This is a genomic window from Nonomuraea sp. NPDC004186, from assembly GCF_053603495.1.
On record NZ_JBSGFQ010000025.1, the window covers coordinates 58,528 to 75,539 of the forward strand.

The 17,012-nt window shown below is 71.3% G+C and carries 17 protein-coding genes and 1 pseudogene; 9 read left to right on the forward strand and 9 right to left on the reverse strand.

From position 1 onward, the window contains the following. Nucleotides 1–47 precede the first annotated feature (47 nt). Together ACWEPL_RS21410 and ACWEPL_RS21415 are read left to right on the forward strand one after the other, a co-directional pair. A complete protein-coding gene (locus ACWEPL_RS21410; protein WP_449908239.1) occupies nt 48–1,127 on the forward strand; it encodes a Glu/Leu/Phe/Val family dehydrogenase in 1,080 nt (359 codons plus the stop codon). A gap of 152 nt (nt 1,128–1,279) precedes the next feature. Beyond that, complete coding sequence (locus ACWEPL_RS21415) at nt 1,280–1,510, forward strand: DUF3073 domain-containing protein (protein ID WP_350737475.1); 231 nt, start codon at nt 1,280–1,282, stop codon at nt 1,508–1,510. Between the two features lie 89 nt (nt 1,511–1,599). Here ACWEPL_RS21415 and ACWEPL_RS21420 read toward each other — a convergent pair whose 3' ends face one another. Then, the gene (locus tag ACWEPL_RS21420) at nt 1,600–2,433 is read right to left on the reverse strand and encodes an alpha/beta fold hydrolase (protein ID WP_452437217.1); all 834 of its coding nucleotides are present in this window, start codon (nt 2,431–2,433) and stop codon (nt 1,600–1,602) included. 85 nt (nt 2,434–2,518) lie between these two features. Between ACWEPL_RS21420 and ACWEPL_RS21425 the strand changes: the two genes are divergently transcribed. After that, the gene (locus ACWEPL_RS21425) at nt 2,519–3,076 is read left to right on the forward strand and encodes a CGNR zinc finger domain-containing protein (protein ID WP_452437218.1); all 558 of its coding nucleotides are present in this window, start codon (nt 2,519–2,521) and stop codon (nt 3,074–3,076) included. Here the strand turns inward: ACWEPL_RS21425 and ACWEPL_RS21430 are convergent. Continuing rightward, nucleotides 3,061–3,528, reverse strand: a complete 468-nt coding sequence (locus ACWEPL_RS21430) for an anthrone oxygenase family protein (RefSeq protein WP_452437219.1) — start codon at nt 3,526–3,528, stop codon at nt 3,061–3,063. The two genes, ACWEPL_RS21425 and ACWEPL_RS21430, sit on opposite strands and share 16 nt — an antisense overlap. A 70-nt stretch (nt 3,529–3,598) precedes the next feature. Here ACWEPL_RS21430 and ACWEPL_RS21435 point away from each other — a divergent pair, with 70 nt between their 5' ends. Continuing rightward, entirely contained in the window at nt 3,599–5,038 is a 1,440-nt protein-coding gene (locus tag ACWEPL_RS21435) for a hypothetical protein (protein ID WP_452437220.1), read from the forward strand. Here the strand turns inward: ACWEPL_RS21435 and ACWEPL_RS21440 are convergent. Further along, nucleotides 5,009–5,827: a hypothetical protein gene (locus tag ACWEPL_RS21440; protein ID WP_452437221.1), complete on the reverse strand. Its 819-nt coding sequence runs from the start codon at nt 5,825–5,827 to the stop codon at nt 5,009–5,011. The genes ACWEPL_RS21435 and ACWEPL_RS21440 overlap by 30 nt on opposite strands. Before the next feature lie 114 nt (nt 5,828–5,941). On the opposite strand from ACWEPL_RS21440, the gene ACWEPL_RS21445 reads away from it, so the two are divergent. From ACWEPL_RS21445 to ACWEPL_RS21455, 3 genes are all read left to right on the forward strand, one after another. Next, nucleotides 5,942–6,535, forward strand: a complete 594-nt coding sequence (locus ACWEPL_RS21445) for an exonuclease (protein ID WP_350737493.1) — start codon at nt 5,942–5,944, stop codon at nt 6,533–6,535. A gap of 46 nt (nt 6,536–6,581) precedes the next feature. Beyond that, complete coding sequence (locus tag ACWEPL_RS21450; protein WP_452437222.1) at nt 6,582–7,058, forward strand: hypothetical protein; 477 nt, start codon at nt 6,582–6,584, stop codon at nt 7,056–7,058. 144 nt (nt 7,059–7,202) lie between these two features. Further along, nucleotides 7,203–7,934 carry a hypothetical protein gene (locus ACWEPL_RS21455; RefSeq protein ID WP_452437223.1) on the forward strand — a complete coding sequence of 244 codons (732 nt, stop codon included), beginning with the start codon at nt 7,203–7,205 and terminating at the stop codon, nt 7,932–7,934. On the opposite strand, the gene ACWEPL_RS21460 is transcribed toward ACWEPL_RS21455, so the two are convergent. Further along, entirely contained in the window at nt 7,931–8,791 is an 861-nt protein-coding gene (locus ACWEPL_RS21460; RefSeq protein ID WP_452437224.1) for a fructosamine kinase family protein, read from the reverse strand. The two genes, ACWEPL_RS21455 and ACWEPL_RS21460, sit on opposite strands and share 4 nt — an antisense overlap. Before the next feature lie 123 nt (nt 8,792–8,914). On the opposite strand from ACWEPL_RS21460, the gene ACWEPL_RS21465 reads away from it, so the two are divergent. Continuing rightward, entirely contained in the window at nt 8,915–10,954 is a 2,040-nt protein-coding gene (locus ACWEPL_RS21465) for a cellulose binding domain-containing protein (protein ID WP_452437225.1), read from the forward strand. A gap of 36 nt (nt 10,955–10,990) precedes the next feature. On the opposite strand, the gene ACWEPL_RS21470 is transcribed toward ACWEPL_RS21465, so the two are convergent. Continuing rightward, complete coding sequence (locus ACWEPL_RS21470) at nt 10,991–11,389, reverse strand: DUF1761 domain-containing protein (protein ID WP_449908223.1); 399 nt, start codon at nt 11,387–11,389, stop codon at nt 10,991–10,993. 132 nt (nt 11,390–11,521) lie between these two features. Between ACWEPL_RS21470 and ACWEPL_RS21475 the strand changes: the two are divergent. After that, nucleotides 11,522–12,727: pseudogene (locus ACWEPL_RS21475) on the forward strand (amidohydrolase family protein); the annotation flags it as partial. Nucleotides 12,728–12,738: 11 nt separating this feature from the next. On the opposite strand, the gene ACWEPL_RS21480 reads toward ACWEPL_RS21475, so the two are convergent. The 4 genes from ACWEPL_RS21480 to ACWEPL_RS21495 all read right to left on the reverse strand — a co-directional run bounded on the left by ACWEPL_RS21480 (nt 12,739) and on the right by ACWEPL_RS21495 (nt 17,009). Next, the gene (locus ACWEPL_RS21480; protein ID WP_363983914.1) at nt 12,739–13,662 is read right to left on the reverse strand and encodes a LysR family transcriptional regulator; all 924 of its coding nucleotides are present in this window, start codon (nt 13,660–13,662) and stop codon (nt 12,739–12,741) included. A 140-nt stretch (nt 13,663–13,802) separates the two neighbouring features. Next, a complete protein-coding gene (locus tag ACWEPL_RS21485; RefSeq protein WP_452437226.1) occupies nt 13,803–15,011 on the reverse strand; it encodes an RICIN domain-containing protein in 1,209 nt (402 codons plus the stop codon). Nucleotides 15,012–15,135: 124 nt separating this feature from the next. Next, nucleotides 15,136–15,777, reverse strand: coding sequence for a response regulator transcription factor (locus ACWEPL_RS21490; RefSeq protein ID WP_363983910.1), 642 nt, complete (start codon nt 15,775–15,777; stop codon nt 15,136–15,138). Nucleotides 15,778–15,836: 59 nt separating this feature from the next. Continuing rightward, nucleotides 15,837–17,009 (reverse strand): sensor histidine kinase, encoded by a 1,173-nt coding sequence (locus tag ACWEPL_RS21495; protein WP_452437227.1) that lies wholly within the window; start codon nt 17,007–17,009, stop codon nt 15,837–15,839. Between the last annotated feature and the right edge of the window lie 3 nt (nt 17,010–17,012).

Consider the following 17,012-nt stretch of genomic DNA (forward strand, 5'->3'; position numbering starts at 1 on the left):
TGATCTCCGTCGCAAAGGTGCGGCGGACCGGACAGGGAGTCACTACCGTGACCGACGTCTTCGGTTCGTCCCAAAAGGACGTCCACGAGCAGGTCGTGTTCTGCGCCGACGAGCAGAGCGGCCTGCGTGCCATCATCGCCATCCACAACACGGCCCTGGGCCCTGGGCTGGGAGGCACCCGCTTCTATCCGTACGAGAGCGAGAGCGCGGCCCTGGCCGACGTGCTCAACCTCGCCAAGGGCATGTCCTACAAGAACGCGCTGGCCGGGCTCGACCTGGGCGGCGGCAAGGCCGTCATCATCGGCGACCCGGCCCACGACAAGAACGAGGCGCTGCTGCGCGCGTACGGGAGGTTCGTGCAGTCGCTCGGCGGGCGCTACATCACGGCCTGCGACGTGGGCACCTACAGCGAGGACATGGACCTCATCGCCCGCGAGTCACGCTTCGTGACCGGCCGCTCGCCGGCCTACGGCGGGGCGGGGGATTCGTCCATCCTGACCGCGTACGGCGTGTTCCAGGGCATGCGGGCCTCGGCCGAGCGCGTGTACGGCACTCCGTCGCTGCACGGCAGGCGCGTCGGCGTCGAAGGGGTCGGCAAGGTGGGCCACCGCCTGGTCGAGCTCCTGCGCGAGGACGGCGCCGAGGTCGTGATCTGCGACGTCGCCCCCAAGGCCGTCGAGCGGGTGCGCCTGCGCCATCCGGAGGTCGACGTGGTGGCCGACGCGGCCGAGCTGAGCGGATCCGACATCGACGTGTTCGCGCCGTGCGCGCTGGGCGGCGCCCTCGACGACGCGACGGTCGCCAGGCTCCGGGCGAAGATCGTCTGCGGCGGGGCCAACAACCAACTCGCCCACCCCGGGGTCGAGAAGCAACTCGCCGAGCGCGGCATCCTCTACGCGCCCGACTATGTCGTCAATTCGGGAGGCGTGATCCAGGTCGCGGACGAGATCGAGGGCTTCGACATGGAACGAGCCAGATCGAAGGCCACCCAGATCTACGACACGACCCTGAAGATCTTCCAAATCGCTGCCGATGAGGGCGTTCCGCCCGCTGTCGCAGCGGATAGGCTAGCCGAGCGCAGAATGTCGGAAGTCGGGCGTATTAGGGGCATTTGGCTGGGCCGCTGACGGCCCACGCCCATACGACGTACCGAGCTGGGCACAAAACAGGTACGGTAATAGGCGAACGATAGGCTGACGCCCAAAGAGACGCGGCGTCAGTGTGTGGTGCGTTAGCGACGAGGGGGTCGGGGACGACCCCACACGAGGGGGTCGAGCCAATGGGGCGCGGCCGAGCAAAGGCCAAGCAGGTCAAGGTTGCTCGCCAGCTGAAGTACAACAGCGGTGGCACGGATCTTGACCGTCTTCGCGATGAACTCGGGGTCGGAGACTCCAGCAGCAATGACGACGCCGACGACCTCAACGATGAGCTGGCGGATCGCTATGCCGATTACGCCGATGACTATGGCGCCGGAGACGACGAAGACGACCGTCCTCCCGGCCGTCGATAGCCGTTCCTGGTTGACGTGACGAGGACCGGCGCCCGCGCCGGATTCTCGTTCACGCTCGTCGGGCCCCACGGGTAACCGTGGGGCTTTCGTCACGTGGTCGTCTTTTCCAGGAAGTCCGCGATGACCGGCGCGATCTCCGGGAGCTTCTCCTCCAGCGCGAAGTGCCCGGTGTCGAAGACGTGCACCTCCGCCTCGGGCACGTCCCGCCGGTACGCGTGGGCGCCCGGCTCCAGGAAGATCGCGTCTCCCCGCCCCCAGAGCACCAGCGTGGGCGGGCGGTGCAGGCGTAGCCATGCCTGCCAGGCCGGGTAGCGCGCGAGGTTCCCGGCGTAGTCGCGGGCGAGGGCCAGCTGCGCTTCCTTGCGTCCCGGCAGGTCCAGGAAGTGCTGGTCGAGCGTCCATCCGTCGGGCGCCACGAGCGCCGGGTCCGCCGTGCCGTCCTCGTACTGGCCGCGGGTGAACGGCAGCGTGAACAGCTCCCCGGACGGCGCCTTGACGGCCTGGCGCGCCACCTCGGACAGCCCTTCGTCGTACGCGTTGGCGTTCTGCACGATGAGCCCCGCGATCCACTCGGGATGCCGCTCGGCCACCCGGAACCCGACGGGCCCGCCGAAGTCGAACGCGTACAGCACGAACCGCCCGAGCCCGATCGCCCGCACGAACCCCTCGACGACGTCGGCCAGCCGGTCGAAGGAGTACGCGAAACCGTCGGGGACCCGCGTGTGCCCGAATCCGGGATAGTCGGGTGCGATCACCCGATAGCGGCTGCCCAGGGCGTCCATGAGCCGCCGGTACTGGTGCGACGCGGACGGGAACCCGTGCAGCAACAGCAGCGGGACCCCGCCTTCCGGCCCCGCCTCCCGGTAGAAGACCTCGACCCCCTCGACGTCCACGAACCCGTGCCTGATGTCTGGAATCCACATCTCACATGCCTCTTTCTCGCGAAGACGCATTAGTTATAGACCGACAGGAGCTAATGGGTCAACTCGTGGATGTAGCATTAGCGGCATGGAGTTGCTGACGGGTGAGCCCCTGGCCCTGGACCTGGTCAACACACGGTCCCGCGACCACGACGCCCTGGACCGGGCCGCCGACTTCGGCGACTGGCTGGCCAGGCAGTCGGACCGCCTCACTCTGCCCGGCGGGCCCTTCCCGGCCGCCGACCTGGCCGCCGTCCGCCGGCTGCGCGGTCATGTGGAAGCGGCCCTGGACGCCGCCCGCCAGGCCGTCCCCGCGCCGCCCGACTCGATCGCGGCGATCAACGAGGCCCTGCGGCTCTCCCCGCCGTACCCTCGGCTGGAGGCCCGGGGAGTCGTCTTCACGAGCGTCGCGCGGCGGGACGGGACGGACGTGAGCCGCCTGCTCACGCAGCTCGCCGAGGCGGCCGTGGAGCTGCTGACGGACCCCGACGTGGGCAAGGTCCGCTCCTGCGAGGCACCCGACTGCCGGATGCTCTTCCTCCCGGCCCACCCCCGCCGCCGCTGGTGCTCACCGACGCTCTGCGGCAACCGGATCCGCGTCGCCCGCTACTACCAGCGGCACAAGCCGGATCACTCCCAGACGTAGAGCGCGGCGCCCAGGAGGACGACGGTGAGCGCGCAGGCCCAGCCGCGCACGGTGTTGAAGCGGGTCCAGCGGGGCAGGTAGTCGGCCCAGTCGACCTCGCCCGCGTCGATCGCGTTGTTCAGCGGGACGTTGACCGCTCCCGTCACCATGATCGAGCCGGCGAAGGCGACGACGGCGCCCGCGACGGCCAGGATGCCCGGCAGGCTGCCGGGCCCGGCCACGAACAGCAGGATCCCGGCGACCAGCGCGAGGATCGGCGCCAGCGTGAACGTGGACAGGAACGCCAGATTGAGGATCTTCTGGTTGATGCTCCGCATGACGGCTGCCGCCTGCTCCTTGTCGACGGCGTCGAGGCCCGGCATCACCGACGTCGAGAACGCGAAGTAGACCCCTGCCATGAGGCCGTTGAGCACGAGCGCGAGGATCACCGCGACGGCCGCGAGTACGTCCATGCGGCAATGATCCCGCGCGGGCGGGATCATTGCCACGGGGTTGTCGCCCGCGGTTGCTAGCCTGCCGGGCATGCTGGAGATCGGTGACGTCGTGGCCGTGCCCCTGCCGCTCGGCGGTTTCGGCGCGTGCCAGGTGACGGCGGCGGGCCGCGAGCTGACGGTGTGCGTGTTCGACTGGCACTCCGACACGGCGCCCGCGCTCGACGACCTGCTCGGGGCCCGCCCGCTGATCATCGACCACCACAGCTGGGAGGGTGTGCCCCAGATCCTTTCCGTCGACGCGGCCGCCCCGCTGCCCGCCGGTTTCGTCCGGCTCGGGTCGCTGCCGGTGAGCGCCGGCATTCCGCGCTCGACCAGCGCGTACGGCGGATGGCCCGCCCTGGGCGTGCAGGTCGTCCTGCAGCGGCACTGGGACCTGCGGGTGCCCGACGAGGTCAAGGCCGCCTACAAGAGCGCCGCTCCCGGGCAGATCGAGGCCGACTTCGGCGGCCGGCGGATCCGCAGGCCGGCCATGGTGTCCGGGCTCGACCTGCGGGAGCTCCACGGCGAGGTGCGCTGGGCCGGGCTGGACGCGCTGCCCCGGGTGACCTCGCTGACCTGGGCCGGGCCCGACCGCGGTCTCGCCGCCGCCCTCTCGTCCCGGCCGATCATCACCAGCCTGCACTGGGCCGATCCGCCCGGCGAGGTCGATCTGGGCGGGACGCATCTCAACGATCTGACGTTCGCCGGAGCCTCGCCGCGCCGGCTCGTCCTGCCGCCCACCCTGACCCGCCTGCGCCTGGACGCGGCGCCGCCCGAGCTCGTCACTGCGGCCGCCGGCGGGCGGTGGATCCGCGTGACGACCCGCTCCGGCGTCCCCTCCGGGCTGAGCGGCGTGCGCGAGGTGGCGATGGAGGTGGCGGGCGACCTGCGGCTCGCGGCGCTGGACGGGCTCGCCGAGCTGGAGTCGCTGCGGATCCAGTGGCTCCGCTCGTACGGCGGGCTCGTCGGCGCGACCGCGTTCCCCAAGCTGCACACGCTGGAGCTGATCGACGCGTACGGGGTGGACGCGTCGATGCTGCCCCCGCCCGGCGGCGCCCTGCGGCACGTCAGCGTCGCCTCGCTCAGGAGCAGCCAGAGCGGGCCGATCAAGCAGCGCTACCGGGGATCGGAGGTGCAGGTCCGGTTGCGCGGCGCCAAGTCGGACAAATGGCTGGCCGCCAACATCGACAATCCGCTGCGCAACTGGGTCGACGACGACCGGCGGGCGGGAGCGGCGGCGTGCCGGGCCTACACGACGGCCTCCGAGGCCATCGGGCGGCTGAGCGCCGACGATCCGGGCGGGGTGGCCGACGCCAGGCAGACGCTGCGCGAGTTCGTGGAGAGGCTCAACGACCTCGACGGACGGCACGGGATGATCGACACGTTGCGGCGGGAGGAGGCGGGCGACGCCTTCATGGCGCTGGCGGCGCGGGCGGGCGTGCCCTCGGGCGAGGCCGGCTCATGGTTCGACGAGTGGCGTGATTTCTGAGGCCAGCGTCTGGCCCGCCTCGACCGCCTCGCGCAGGCTCCTGGCCAGCGTGTCCGCCTGCTCGGTCAGGTCGCGCAGGCCCTCGGCGTCGCCGGTCTGCGCCAGCAGGTCCCGATATCTGTCGTTGCTGCGCTGCAGCTCCTGGGCGCGCAGGGCCGAGTCGGCCGCCTTGACGCGGCCGGCGTACACCTCCAGCTCCCACACCCGCTCGGTGACCGCCGCCACGGAGCGGCGCAGGGCCTCCTGCTGGGGTTCGAGCACGGCGGCCAGCTCGGGCGTCATCAGCTCCACCCGCGCCTCGGCCTGCTCGGCCCGCAGCTCCGTCTGCGTACGCAGGAGGCGGGCGACGTGCCACAGCCGCTCGGGGAGCACGACGTCGTTGGCGACGGTGTCGAGGAGCCCCAGGCGGTTCACCCGGGAGTCGGTCACCTCCAGGATCGCCTGCCTGGCCCGGGCCAGCAGGGTGAGCGCCTCGGAGTCCAGCTCGGCGGGGTGGACGTGACGCTCGCCGCCCCTCCGCTCCGGCTCGGGCCGGGCGACGCCGATGTAGAGCACCATGACGAGGAAGACCATCAGCCCCGCCATCCCCGCCGACTCGTGGTCGGTCCTGAGGGCCGCGGCGCCGAACAACGCGCCGCTCAGCCCCGTGACCCCCGCGGCGACGGCGAGCAGGCGCCTCGTCCACGGCGGCGGCGCGGGCTCCCGGCGGCCGAGCAACAGCGTCCGGACACCGCGGATCCGCCGCCGTTCCCGCCGGGAGGCGGCGGGATCCACGATCGGTTCGTCCATACGCGACGCCTCCCCCACTAGGCTGCTCCTCGAGCACACCGCGTGCGGCCCCGCCGGATCCACCAGCCCCGTGTGCGGATGTGGTGCAGATGTCGTGCAGCTACGCTTTCACCCGTGTCACGACTTCCTGAGCTGTATGTCGCCGTGGACGTGGAGGCCGACGGGCCGATCCCGGGCCCGTACAGCATGATCTCCCTGGGGATGGCCGTGGCCGGGCGGCCCGGCCTGACCTTCTACACGGAGCTGCGGCCGATCTCCGACGACTTCGTGCCCGAGGCGCTGGCCGTCTCGGGTCTTGACCGCGACCGGCTGCTGCGCGAGGCCCCCGCGCCCGAGGTGGCCATGGCGGCGGCCGCCCGCTGGGTCGACGGCCTGCGGAAGGTCGGCCGCCCGGTGTTCCTGGCCGCGCCCGCGGTGTGGGACGGGATGTTCGTGCACTGGTATTTCGTACGGTTCACCGGCAAGAGCCCGTTCGGGGTGACCGGCTCGGGTATCGACCTGCGCAGCTACTGGATGGGGCAGACCGGCTGCCAGTGGTCGGAGACGGGCAAGAGGACCATGAAGCGGCGGCTGGGCCTCGAAGGGCTGCCGCACACGCATCACGCCGAGGAGGACGCGGCGGAGCTGGCGCGGATGTTCGAGGCGGTCATTCTCACGAGATCTTCAGAATCCGCACAGGAAGCTCTGAGGGATCCCGGAGAGCGTTGAGGGGACCGGAGATTCCCCCCTCTCTCGTATCGGACGGTGGTCCCGCATGGCCTCGACCTCGACCTCGGTGAAGCCCGCTGCCCGCTCGACGGGCCGCGCGGTGGTGCGTCTCGGCCTTCTGGGGCTGGTCGCGATCGGCATCATGGGCGCCGCCCTCGAACTCGCCTTCGAACGCCACTGGCAGAGCCCGGTGCAGCTGATCCCGTGGGTGGCACTGGCGCTGCTGGGGTTCGCGCTCGTGCTGCTCGCGCTGCGCGACACTCCCCGGGCGGTCACCGTCGTACGGGTGGTCGCGCTGGCCGTGCTGCTCGCGTCCGCGTACGGCGTCTTCATGCACGTGAGCGTCAACCACGGCGCGGGCGCGGCCGATCCCACGTGGGACACCCTCTCCCCGCTCACCCAATGGTGGTACGCGCTCACCAAGTCGGTCGGCCAGGCGCCGCCGCTCGCCCCCGGCATGCTCGCCCAGAGCGCGCTGCTGCTCTCGCTGGCCACGCTGACGTCCAAGACCGATCGTCCGTGAACGGCGGCTGAACGTTCCCGGTTCGGAACCTTTCCCCCACCTTTCGCGTCACACCCAGACAAAGCGCGTGTGACTCGTAAGGCTGGTGAGGTTCGAGTGGCGTTAGGTCGTACATTCATAGCGGCGGTCGCGGTGGCGGCCACCGTGTTCAGTGCTGACGGGGCGGCGGCGAAGACGGAGCCCGCGCCCCAGGCGGAGCCCCGGCCGCCCGTTCCGGCGGTGGCCGTGTCCACGCCCGCCGCCGCCGCCGTCGCGGCGGAGCCCGAGTGCGTCCGGATCAAGGGCGCGGAGGCCTGCGTGGGGCCGGACGGGAGCGACCGTCCGGGCATCACGATCGAGGACACGGCGAACGACGAGCTCCACGCCACCGTGGAGTACTACCTCAACGGCTACCTGGGCACCAAGTACGTCATCCACAACCTGGGGCGTAAGGGCGAGGTCCGGGGTAACCGAGAGATCGGGAAGATCGTGACGTTCCGGGCGGCGGTTTACGAGGGCAACCACCGGGTGCGGTTCGGGCGATGGAAGACCGTCCGCAATATCACGAAATATCCGATCAAGCGGGAGACGCGGGTCACGACGGCCGCCGCGCGGTCCCGGTCCAAGGTGTGCACCTCCACGAAGGGCGCCTCCACCCTGTGCTTCAACGAGCGGAACACGGTCGTGTTCGCCTGTGACACGAGCGCCGACCAGTACCAGGCCCGCGCCGAGTACTTCATCGCCGGCGACCCGACCGCTCGTTTCGAGATCCACCAGCTGGCCGGGGTGAACACCTGCGGCAAGGCCGAGCACGGGGACCTCGCCGTCAGCATGTACCGCGCCTCGCTCTTCGACCACAACAAGCGGGTTGCCACCAGGCTGTACAAGTACAACTAGGCGAAGGGCCTGATGATCTCCCGTACGGCCTCGGCGGACTCCCTCGGGTTGTCGTCGTGGGCGAGGCTGCTCAGCAGCTCGCGCAGGTGGAACACCCGCATGCGGTCCCGCCAGCCGTCGGCCAGGTGCGCCGCGTCCGCGTACACCTCGAAGAAGCGGTCCGAGGCGGGCGGGCGCGGCGAGCACCAGAGCATGCTGAGGTCGGCCTCGGCCCAGCTGTAGGAGACGGCCGGGTCGATCAGCGCCGGGCCGCCCGCGCGGCCGGACAGGATGTTCTCGCGCCACAGGTCGCCGTGCGTCAGCACCGGCGGCCGTGGCGGGAGCAGGTCGGGCAGGGCGGCGCACAGGCGTTCGAGCGCCCGCCGCTCCTCGCCGCCGAACGCGGCCTCCACCAGCGGCTCCGGCAGCCAGCGCAGGATCCTGCGCTCGGCGAAGAACGCGTGGCCGTCGGCGTCCCAGGTGTTGTCCTGGCGCAGCCGCCCCAGCCAGCCGTCCCGGTGCCAGCCGAACCTGTCGGCCGCGGTCGTGGTGTGGAGGGTGGCGAGGGTGCGGGCCAGGTCCTCCCAGAAGCGCTCGTCGCCGTCGCGGCGCGGTGGCAGGGGTTCGAGCACGAGCAGGCCGGGGGTGGCCGCCAGCACCTCGGGCGTGGTGACGCCGCCCAGCTCGCGCAGCGCCCGCAGCCCCTCGGCCTCCACCTCGAACAGGCCGGGCACGGGGGCGCGCAGGGTCTTCGCGAACACGCGCGAGCCGTCGCGCAGGGTCGCCAGGCCGGCCAGCGCCACCACTCCCCCGCCGGCCGCCTCCGCGGACACGGCGTCGAACCCGGCCTCCCGCAGCCGTACGAGCAAGAGATCCACGATCGGCCCCCATGAAAGTTTCAACGGTGTTTGACGGGCGAGGCGGCGCACCTCATGATCATGATGCCTCCTGGTCAGGAGGAGGCGTCGAGTGAATTCCGCTATCCATGGCGAGGAACGCCGATGCCCACACTGCTGTTACGAGCCGCGTCCGCCCTCCTGCTGACGCTGACCGCCCTCAACGCCCCCGCGGCCCACGCCGACGACGTCACCCCGGTAGCGGTGACCGTCAACGCGCGTGCCGCTCTCGCCACCGTCCCCGGAACCGGCATCGGCTCCAACCATGCGATCTGGGACACCAATCTCGGGACCGACGACACCGCCGACCGGCTCAAGGACGCCGGCGTGAAGATGCTGCGCTATCCCGGCGGGTCGTACTCCGACATCTACCACTGGGCCACCCACACCGCCCCCGGCGGCTACGTGGCGCCCGACACCGACTTCGACACGTTCATGCGCGGCGTCCGCCGTACCGGGGCGCAGGCCATGGTGACCGCCAACTACGGCACCGGCACCGCCGAGGAGGCCGCGGCCTGGGTCCGCCAGGCCAACGTCACCAAGGGCTACGGCATCAAGTACTGGGAGATCGGCAACGAGAACTACGGCAACGGCCACTACGGCTCCGCCTGGGAGGCCGACGACCATGCCGACAAGAGCCCGGCCGAATACGCCCGCAACGTCGTGGCCTACGCGGACGCGATGAAGGCGGTCGACCCCACCATCAAGATCGGCGCGGTGCTGACCACGGCCGCCAACTGGCCCGACGCCATCACCGCCGACGGCGACAGCGGCACCTGGAACAAGGTCGTCCTCGCGAACGCCGGATCGAAGATCGACTTCGTGATCCTGCACTGGTACCCCGGCGCCCTCGACAGGGCCGGCCACGTGACCGACATGATCCAGCTCACCCGCCAGCAGATCGCCAAGTACGTGGGGCCCGGCTCGGAGCGGATCGGCATCGCGATGACCGAGTTCAACACCGGGTCCAGCAGCAACGGCACCAACACCCAGCCCGGCGCGCTGGCCGCCGCCGACGCGTACGCGACGCTGCTGGCGAACGGGGTGTTCACGGTCGACTGGTGGAACGTCCACAACGGGATCGGCACCGTCACCCAGGTCGAGGGGCACACCGACTACGGCGACTTCGGCCTGCTGTCGAGCGGCACCTGCACCTCCGACAACAGCGTCTGCGAGCCGGCGCTCAACACGCCCTTCGCCCCCTATTACGCGCTCCAGATGGTGAGCAAGTTCGCCCGGCCGGGCGACCAGTTCGTCCGCGCCGCGACCGACCAGGCCAAGGTCGTCGCGCACGCCGCCCGCCGGCCCAACGGGGACCTGGCGGTCATGCTGATCAACACCTCGAACGACACGTCGTACCCCGTCGCGATCGACTACTCCGGCTACACCCCGGCGGCCGGCGCGCCGACCGTGCTGACCCACACCAACGGCGCCACCGGCATCACCACCTCGACCGGCGGGACCGCGGCCGGCCAGACGCTGCCGCCGCTCTCCCTGACCACCCTCGTCCTGCACCCCGCATCCCCGCAGACCGGCCTCCCCGGCGCCCCCGGCCAGCCGGCGGCCACGCAGGTGACGGACACGACCGCCACGATCTCCTGGCCCGGCGCCGCCCCCGGCTCGCGCCCCATCGCCAAGTACGAGCTCTACCGCCAGCACGGAGCCGTCAGCGAGCAGCTCGGCGAGACCTCCGGCACCTCGTTCACCGTGAACAACCTCAAGCCGGGCACCCGCTACACGATCAACGTGATCGCCCGTGACAGCGGCGGCGGCCTGTCGTGGGCCTCCCCGCCGCTGACGTTCACGACCGGCACGCCCGCCACCAGCTCCTGCTCGGTACGGCTGACCGTCACGACCGACTGGGCCAGCGGCTACGTCGGCGCCATCGACATCACCAACAACGGCGCCCCGGTCAGCGGCTGGACCCTGAACTTCGGCTGGCCCAGGTCGTGGCAGAGCCTGGGCAGCGGCTGGGGCGGCGTCTGGACGCAGACCGGGTCGGACGTGAAGGTCGTCAACGAGGCGGGCAACGGCGCGCTCGCCACGGGGGCCACCGCCACGGTCGGCTTCGTCGGCAACTACTCCGGCCCGAACGTCCTGCCCGCCGTCTTCACCCTCAACGGGTCCGTCTGCACGACCCGGTGACAGCGCGATCCGGGGCCGCTTATGCGGCCCCGGATCTCAGGAGGTCGCGGGGCGCCAGGTGGAGAGGATGAACACCACCAGGAGGGTGGTCATGAGGGCATCGCCGACATGCAGGACGTACAGCCCCACCGGGTACGACTCGTGCAGGACGGAACCGGCGATCATCATGGCCTGGAACCCGAGCCACACCAGGAGCCCGAACCCCACGGCCTCGCGCCGCGTGCGGATCTGGAACCGGCTCAACAGCACGGCCATGACCAGCACCTCGATGAGGTTCCTCCCGAGCTGCCCCGCGAGCTCCCAGGGCTGCGGCGCGGCGGTGGCCACGCCGCGCAGCGACGCCCACACCCCGCCGAAAACCATGTAGTAGACGGAGCTCGCAACAAGCGTCGCCACCGCCGCGGCCCCTACGGCCCAGTAGTTGATTCTGTTCATGCCGGTCATTGTGGGCAGCCGCGCAGGAGGCGGACAAAGGCTATCTCCGCATGCCAGCGATGAGTCTGGCTCATCGATGGGGTGAGCGGTCCGCCGTTGTTCCGGCGCGGGCATCGGCGAACGATGAAGGGCATGAGACTCTCAGATCCCCCTTGCCGCCCCGGTCGTCTCTGGTTGACCAACGCCCGCCTGTTCGACGGGACCGGCGGCCCCGTCCGGCCGGCCGCCGGGATCCTCGTCGAGGACGGCGTGGTCAGGCTCGTCGGGCGGGCCGGCGACGGTGTGCCCGACGGGGCGGAGGTCGTCGACGTGGCGGGCCGTACCGTCCTGCCCGGCTTGATCGACGCCCACGCGCACGTGTTCGCGACGCCGCCCGCGCCCGCCGAGGGGGCCGAGCCGCTGTGGCCGGACGTGACCGCGCACTTCCTGGCCGCGCGGTTGCGGGAGACGTTGCGGATGGGGTTCACGACGCTGCGCGACGTCGGCTCGTACGGCGACGCGGTCGTCACGGCGAGGCAGGCGATGCGGTACGGGGCCTTCCGCGGGCCGCGGCTGCTGACCTGCGGCCGGATCGTGTCGGCCACCGCGCCCGGCGGCCGGTTCTTCGACGGGATGTACCGGGAGGCGGACGGGCCGGACGAGGTGCGCAAGGCCGTGCGCGAGCAGGTGCGGCGGGGCGCCGACTTCATCAAGATCATGTCCACCGGGGCGCGCTCGGTCGAGCTGGAGGACCCTCGGCCCGCCCAGGTGACCGAGGAGGAGATGGCCGCGCTGGTGGACGAGGCGCACCGGCTCGGGTACCGGGTGGCGGCGCACGCGGAGGGCCTGCCCGGCACGGAGTTGTCGATCAGGCACGGCGTGGACACCGTCGAGCACGGCATGTACCTCCACCGGCGGCCTGACCTGCTGGACATGATGGCCGCGGCCGGGCAGATCCTCGTGCCGACGCTGTCGTGCTACTACGGCGTCGCGGGCCTCTCCGAGGGTCTCTCTGAGGGCGGCGCTCATGCGGCGTGGACGCCGCCGTTGGTGGAGCTCGCCGAGCACAACCTGGTCGAAGCTGCCCGTACGCTCGCCGCGGCCCGCGCGGCCGGGGTGCCGATCGCGCTCGGCCACGACTGGCAGCCGTTCTCCGACGCCGCCGTCGAGGTCGTACGCATGGTCCGGCACGGCATGAGCCCCGCCGAGACGCTGGTCGCGGCGACCGCCACGGCGGCCCGCGCCCTCGGGCTGGACGAGCGCCTGGGCACCGTCGAACCCGGCAAGCTCGCCGACCTGGTCGTGGTGGACGGCGACCCGCTGGCCGAGCCGGCGGTACTGCGTGACCGTACGCGGATCTGGCTGGTGTTTCAGCTCGGCGAGCCCGTGGCCGGCCAGGCGCTGGAGGCCCCGCCGAGCCGTCCGGCCACCTCGGCGAACGCGCGAACCGCCGCCGTCTCCCGCTCGGCCGCCCACACCAGCGCGCTCTCCAACGGCGGCAGCCCGCGCAGCGGGATCACCGACACCCCGGGATGGGTGTAGTAGTCGGACAGCGAGGCCACCGTCGGATGGACGATCTCGCCTCGGGCCACCAGCGACAGCACCTCGATCATCCGGCCCTCCCGGTGGCGGCGGCCGATCGGGCGCCCCGCCGGGGTCAGCGGCGGGTAGAGCGCCTCCAGCGTCTCGGCCGGGACCATTCCCTCGGCGTCGATCACGTGGTGGTCGCCGAGGTCCTCGGCGGTGGCGTGGCCGCGTTCGGCCAGCGGATGTCCGGCCCGCACCACCAGCGCGCGGTCGTCGCGCATGAGGACGGGGCCGACGACCAGGTCCGGGCGGCGGATCGGCAGCCAGTGGGCGACGACGTCCAGCTCGGCGCGGCGCAGCCGGCCCAGCGCCTCGCCGGGGAACGCCTCGTACACCACGACCTCGCAGCCCGGATGGGCCGTGGTGAACGCCCGTACGATCTCCGAGAACGCCGGGCCGCCCGCGGCGAAGTTGAGCAGGCTGACCCGCAGCACGCCGGTGATCCCCGACGCGATCTCCCGGGCCTCGGCCAGGGCCAGGTGGATCTGCTCGAACCCCGGCCGCAGCCGGTCGCGCAGCCGCTCGCCCAGCGGGGTCAGCCGCACGCGGCGGGAGGAGCGCTCGAACAGCCGGCCGCCCACGCGCGTCTCCATGGCGCGGATGGTCTGGCTCACGCGCGACTGGGACAGGTACATCCGCTCGGCGGCCCGGCCGAAATGCAGCTCCTCGGCCAGCGTCAGAAAGATCTCGATCTCCCGGAGCTCCACCGGCTCCCTCCGTCCTCCCGGGGAGGACCAGACTAGGGAGTGACCGGCATCTTCGCCTAGCGCGCCTGTTGAGAGAGCGCGTTCTCATCAATTCCGGCATTTATAAAGGGCTCCTCCCTGGACGGGAGAAGCCCTTTACCCTAGGAGCGGGTCCACTTCTGGTTGGCGCTGCCCGCGCAGTCCCAGATCTGCAGCCGGGTGCCGTTGGCCGAGCTGGCGCCGGTCGCGTCTAGGCACCTGCCGGACTGGGGGTTGACGATCCGGCCGGTGCCGGAGTCGTAGGTCCAGCGCTGGGCGCCGGTGCCGTTGCAGTCGTACAGCTGCACCTTCGCGCCGTTGGCCGTGGCGCCGTCGGTGATGTCCATGCACTTGCCGAGCGCGCGTACCGAGCCGTCTGCGTTCCACGTCCAGCTCTGGGCGGCCGTGTTGTTGCAGTCGTACAGCTGGACGGCGGTGCCGTTGGCGGTGGCGGCGCCGGCCACGTCGACGCACTTGCCGCCGATACCGGTGATCCGGCCGCCGGAGCCGCTGGTGGGCGGGGCGTAGACGCGGACGTAGTCGACGGACATCGTCTGCGGGAAGGTCGTGGTGCCGTCGGGGTAGCCGGGCCAGTAGCCGCCGACCGCCACGTTCATGATCATGAAGAACGGGTGGTCGAAGACCCATCGGTTGCCGCCGAGGTCGGCCGGCGTCCGGCGCTGGTATTCGACGCCGTCGACGTACCAGATGATCAGGTTCGGGGACCAGTCGACGGCGAAGGTGTGGAACGCGTCGGCGAAGACGCCGCCGATCGAGTACGGGGCGCCGATGCCTCCGGAGCCGGAGTAACCGGGGCCGTGGATGGTGCCGTGGACGGTGCTGGGCTCGCGGCCGATGTTCTCCATGATGTCGATCTCGCCGCTACCGGGCCAGCCGACCGGCCCGATGTTGTCGCCGAGCATCCAGAAGGCCGGCCAGATGCCCTGGCCGCGGGGCAGTTTCATGCGCGCCTCGAACCGCCCGTACGCCCTGGTGAAGGTGGCGGCGGTGAGCAGGCGGGCGGAGGTGTACTGGCAGGTGCCGTAGTGGCACTGGTAGTTGGCCGGGTTCTCGCGGCGGGCGGTGATCACGAGGTTGCCGGCGCCGTCCATGGCGGCGTTGCGGGTGCTGTCGGTGTAGTACTGCTGCTCGTTGTTGCCCCAGCCGCTGCCGCCGATGTCGAAGCGCCACTTCGACTGGTCGACGGCACTGCCCGCGGCTCCGTTGAACTCGTCGGACCAGACCAGCGGCCCGGGGGCGGGGGCGGCGCCGGCGGTGCCCACCAGAGGGGCGAGCAGCGCGACGAGAACGGCGCCGACGGTGAATAACACTCTGAAATGGGGGGTGCGGACCATACTGATTACCTCATCCGATCCACGGCTGTCGCTTTACGGAAACAATCCGGCAACATCACGCCCATTGTCAAGAGAGCGCTCTCTCACGAACGGACTTTTGTCAGCCGTTCTCGAGGGTGAGCAGGCCGCGGCGGAAGGCGACGGCCACGGCGGCGGCACGGTCGTTGACGCCGAGCTTCGTGTAGATGTGCAGCACGTGGCTCTTCACCGTGGCCTCGCTGATGAACAGGCGCGTGGCCACCTCGCGGTTGGTGGCGCCGTCGGCGATGAGCTGGAGGACCTCCAGCTCCCGGGCGCTCAGCGGGTCGGCGGGCGCGCGGACCTGGCCGAGGAGCCTGGTGGCGACCGACGGGGAGAGCACGGCCTCGCCCCGCGCCGCCGTACGGACCGCGCGGACGAGCTCGTCGCGGCCGGTGTCCTTGAGGAGGTAGCCGGTGGCTCCGGCCTCGATGGCGGGCAGGACGTCCCGGTCGGTGTCGTAGGTGGTGAGCACGAGGACGCGGGCCGCGATGCCCAGCCTGGCGAGCTCCTTGATGGCCGAGACGCCGTCCATCCTGGGCATGCGGAGGTCCATGAGGATCACGTCGGGGTCCAGCGCCCGCGCGAGCTCGACGGCCTGCGCGCCGTCCCCGGCCTCGCCGAGCACCTCGAAGTCGGGGTCGCCGGCGAACATGCCGCGGATGCCGTCACGGACGATGGGATGATCGTCGGCGATCAGCAGCCGGATCGGGGCCTCAGCCACGGGCCACCGCCGGGACGCTCGCAGAAATCGGAGCCTCAGCCACGCAGGAATCGGGGATCTCAGGCACGCGCCACCGCCGGGACGCTCGCGGAGATCGCGGTGCCGAAGCCGGGCTCGGACTCGATCTCCAGCGTGCCCGCCACCCGACTCACCCGCTTCCGCATCGAGGTCAGGCCGAAGCCGCCGCCGCCGCTGACCCGCTCGGGGTCGAACCCGGCGCCGTCGTCACGCACGTCCAGGGTGACCACATCCTCCATGTACGACAGGGTCAGCCCGACCCGCGACGCGCCCGCGTGCTTGGCCGCGTTGGCGAGGGCCTCCTGCGCGGTGCGGAGCAGCGTCTCCTCGACCTCCGGATGCATGGGACGGACCGTACCAGTGATGGTCAGATCCGCACGTACCCCATTGAGCTCCCCCCACTGAGCGACGACCTCCGCCAGCGCGTCGGGCAGCGGCGCCGCCTCCAGCTGCCCCGGTCCCACCGCGTGCACGGAGCGGCGGGCCTCGGCCAGGCTCTCCCGCGCCAGCCGGATCGCGTTGTCCACGTGTCGCCGCCACTCCTCGGTCCGGTGCGCCGCCTGGAGCTGGGTGATGATGCCGGTGAGGCCCTGGGCGAGCGTGTCGTGGATCTCCGCCGCCATGCGCTGCCGTTCGTCGAAAACGCCTGCCTCGCGGGCCTGGACCAGCAACTGGGCGTGCAGTCCGGCGTTCTCCTTCATGGTCGCTTCGAGCTGCGCCACCATCCGCTTGCGCTCGGCGCTCCGCTCGGCGGTGATCTCGCCGACGAAGCTGAACAGGCCGACCAGGGCCACGATGGCGGTGGTGAAGAACAGGAAGGCGAGGATCCCGGTCGGGGTGGGGTCGGGCAGGCCGCCGTTGTAGGTCGCGACGCTGATCGCCGCCGTGGCGGTCACCCCGGCGAACCGCCATTTCCCTTTCAGGTACTGCCACGAGTGGAGATATCCGGCGAAACCAAAGAAGCTCGCGAACCACAGCCCCTGCGTACAGAGCGCTCCGATCAGCACCACCAGCCCGGCCACGTACGCCACGCCGCGGGGCACCAGCCAGATCCAGACGGCCGCGAGCGCGGCCAGGGCGAGCATGACCCACGGCCTGCCGCCCGTCTCGCCGGTCAGCAGGGAGAGCACTGTGGAGGTCCCGAGCAGGACGTACGGTGCGGCCGCCATCTGGCGCTCCAGCAGCCGCTCCCATCGGTCGAGCCGCCCGGTCATACC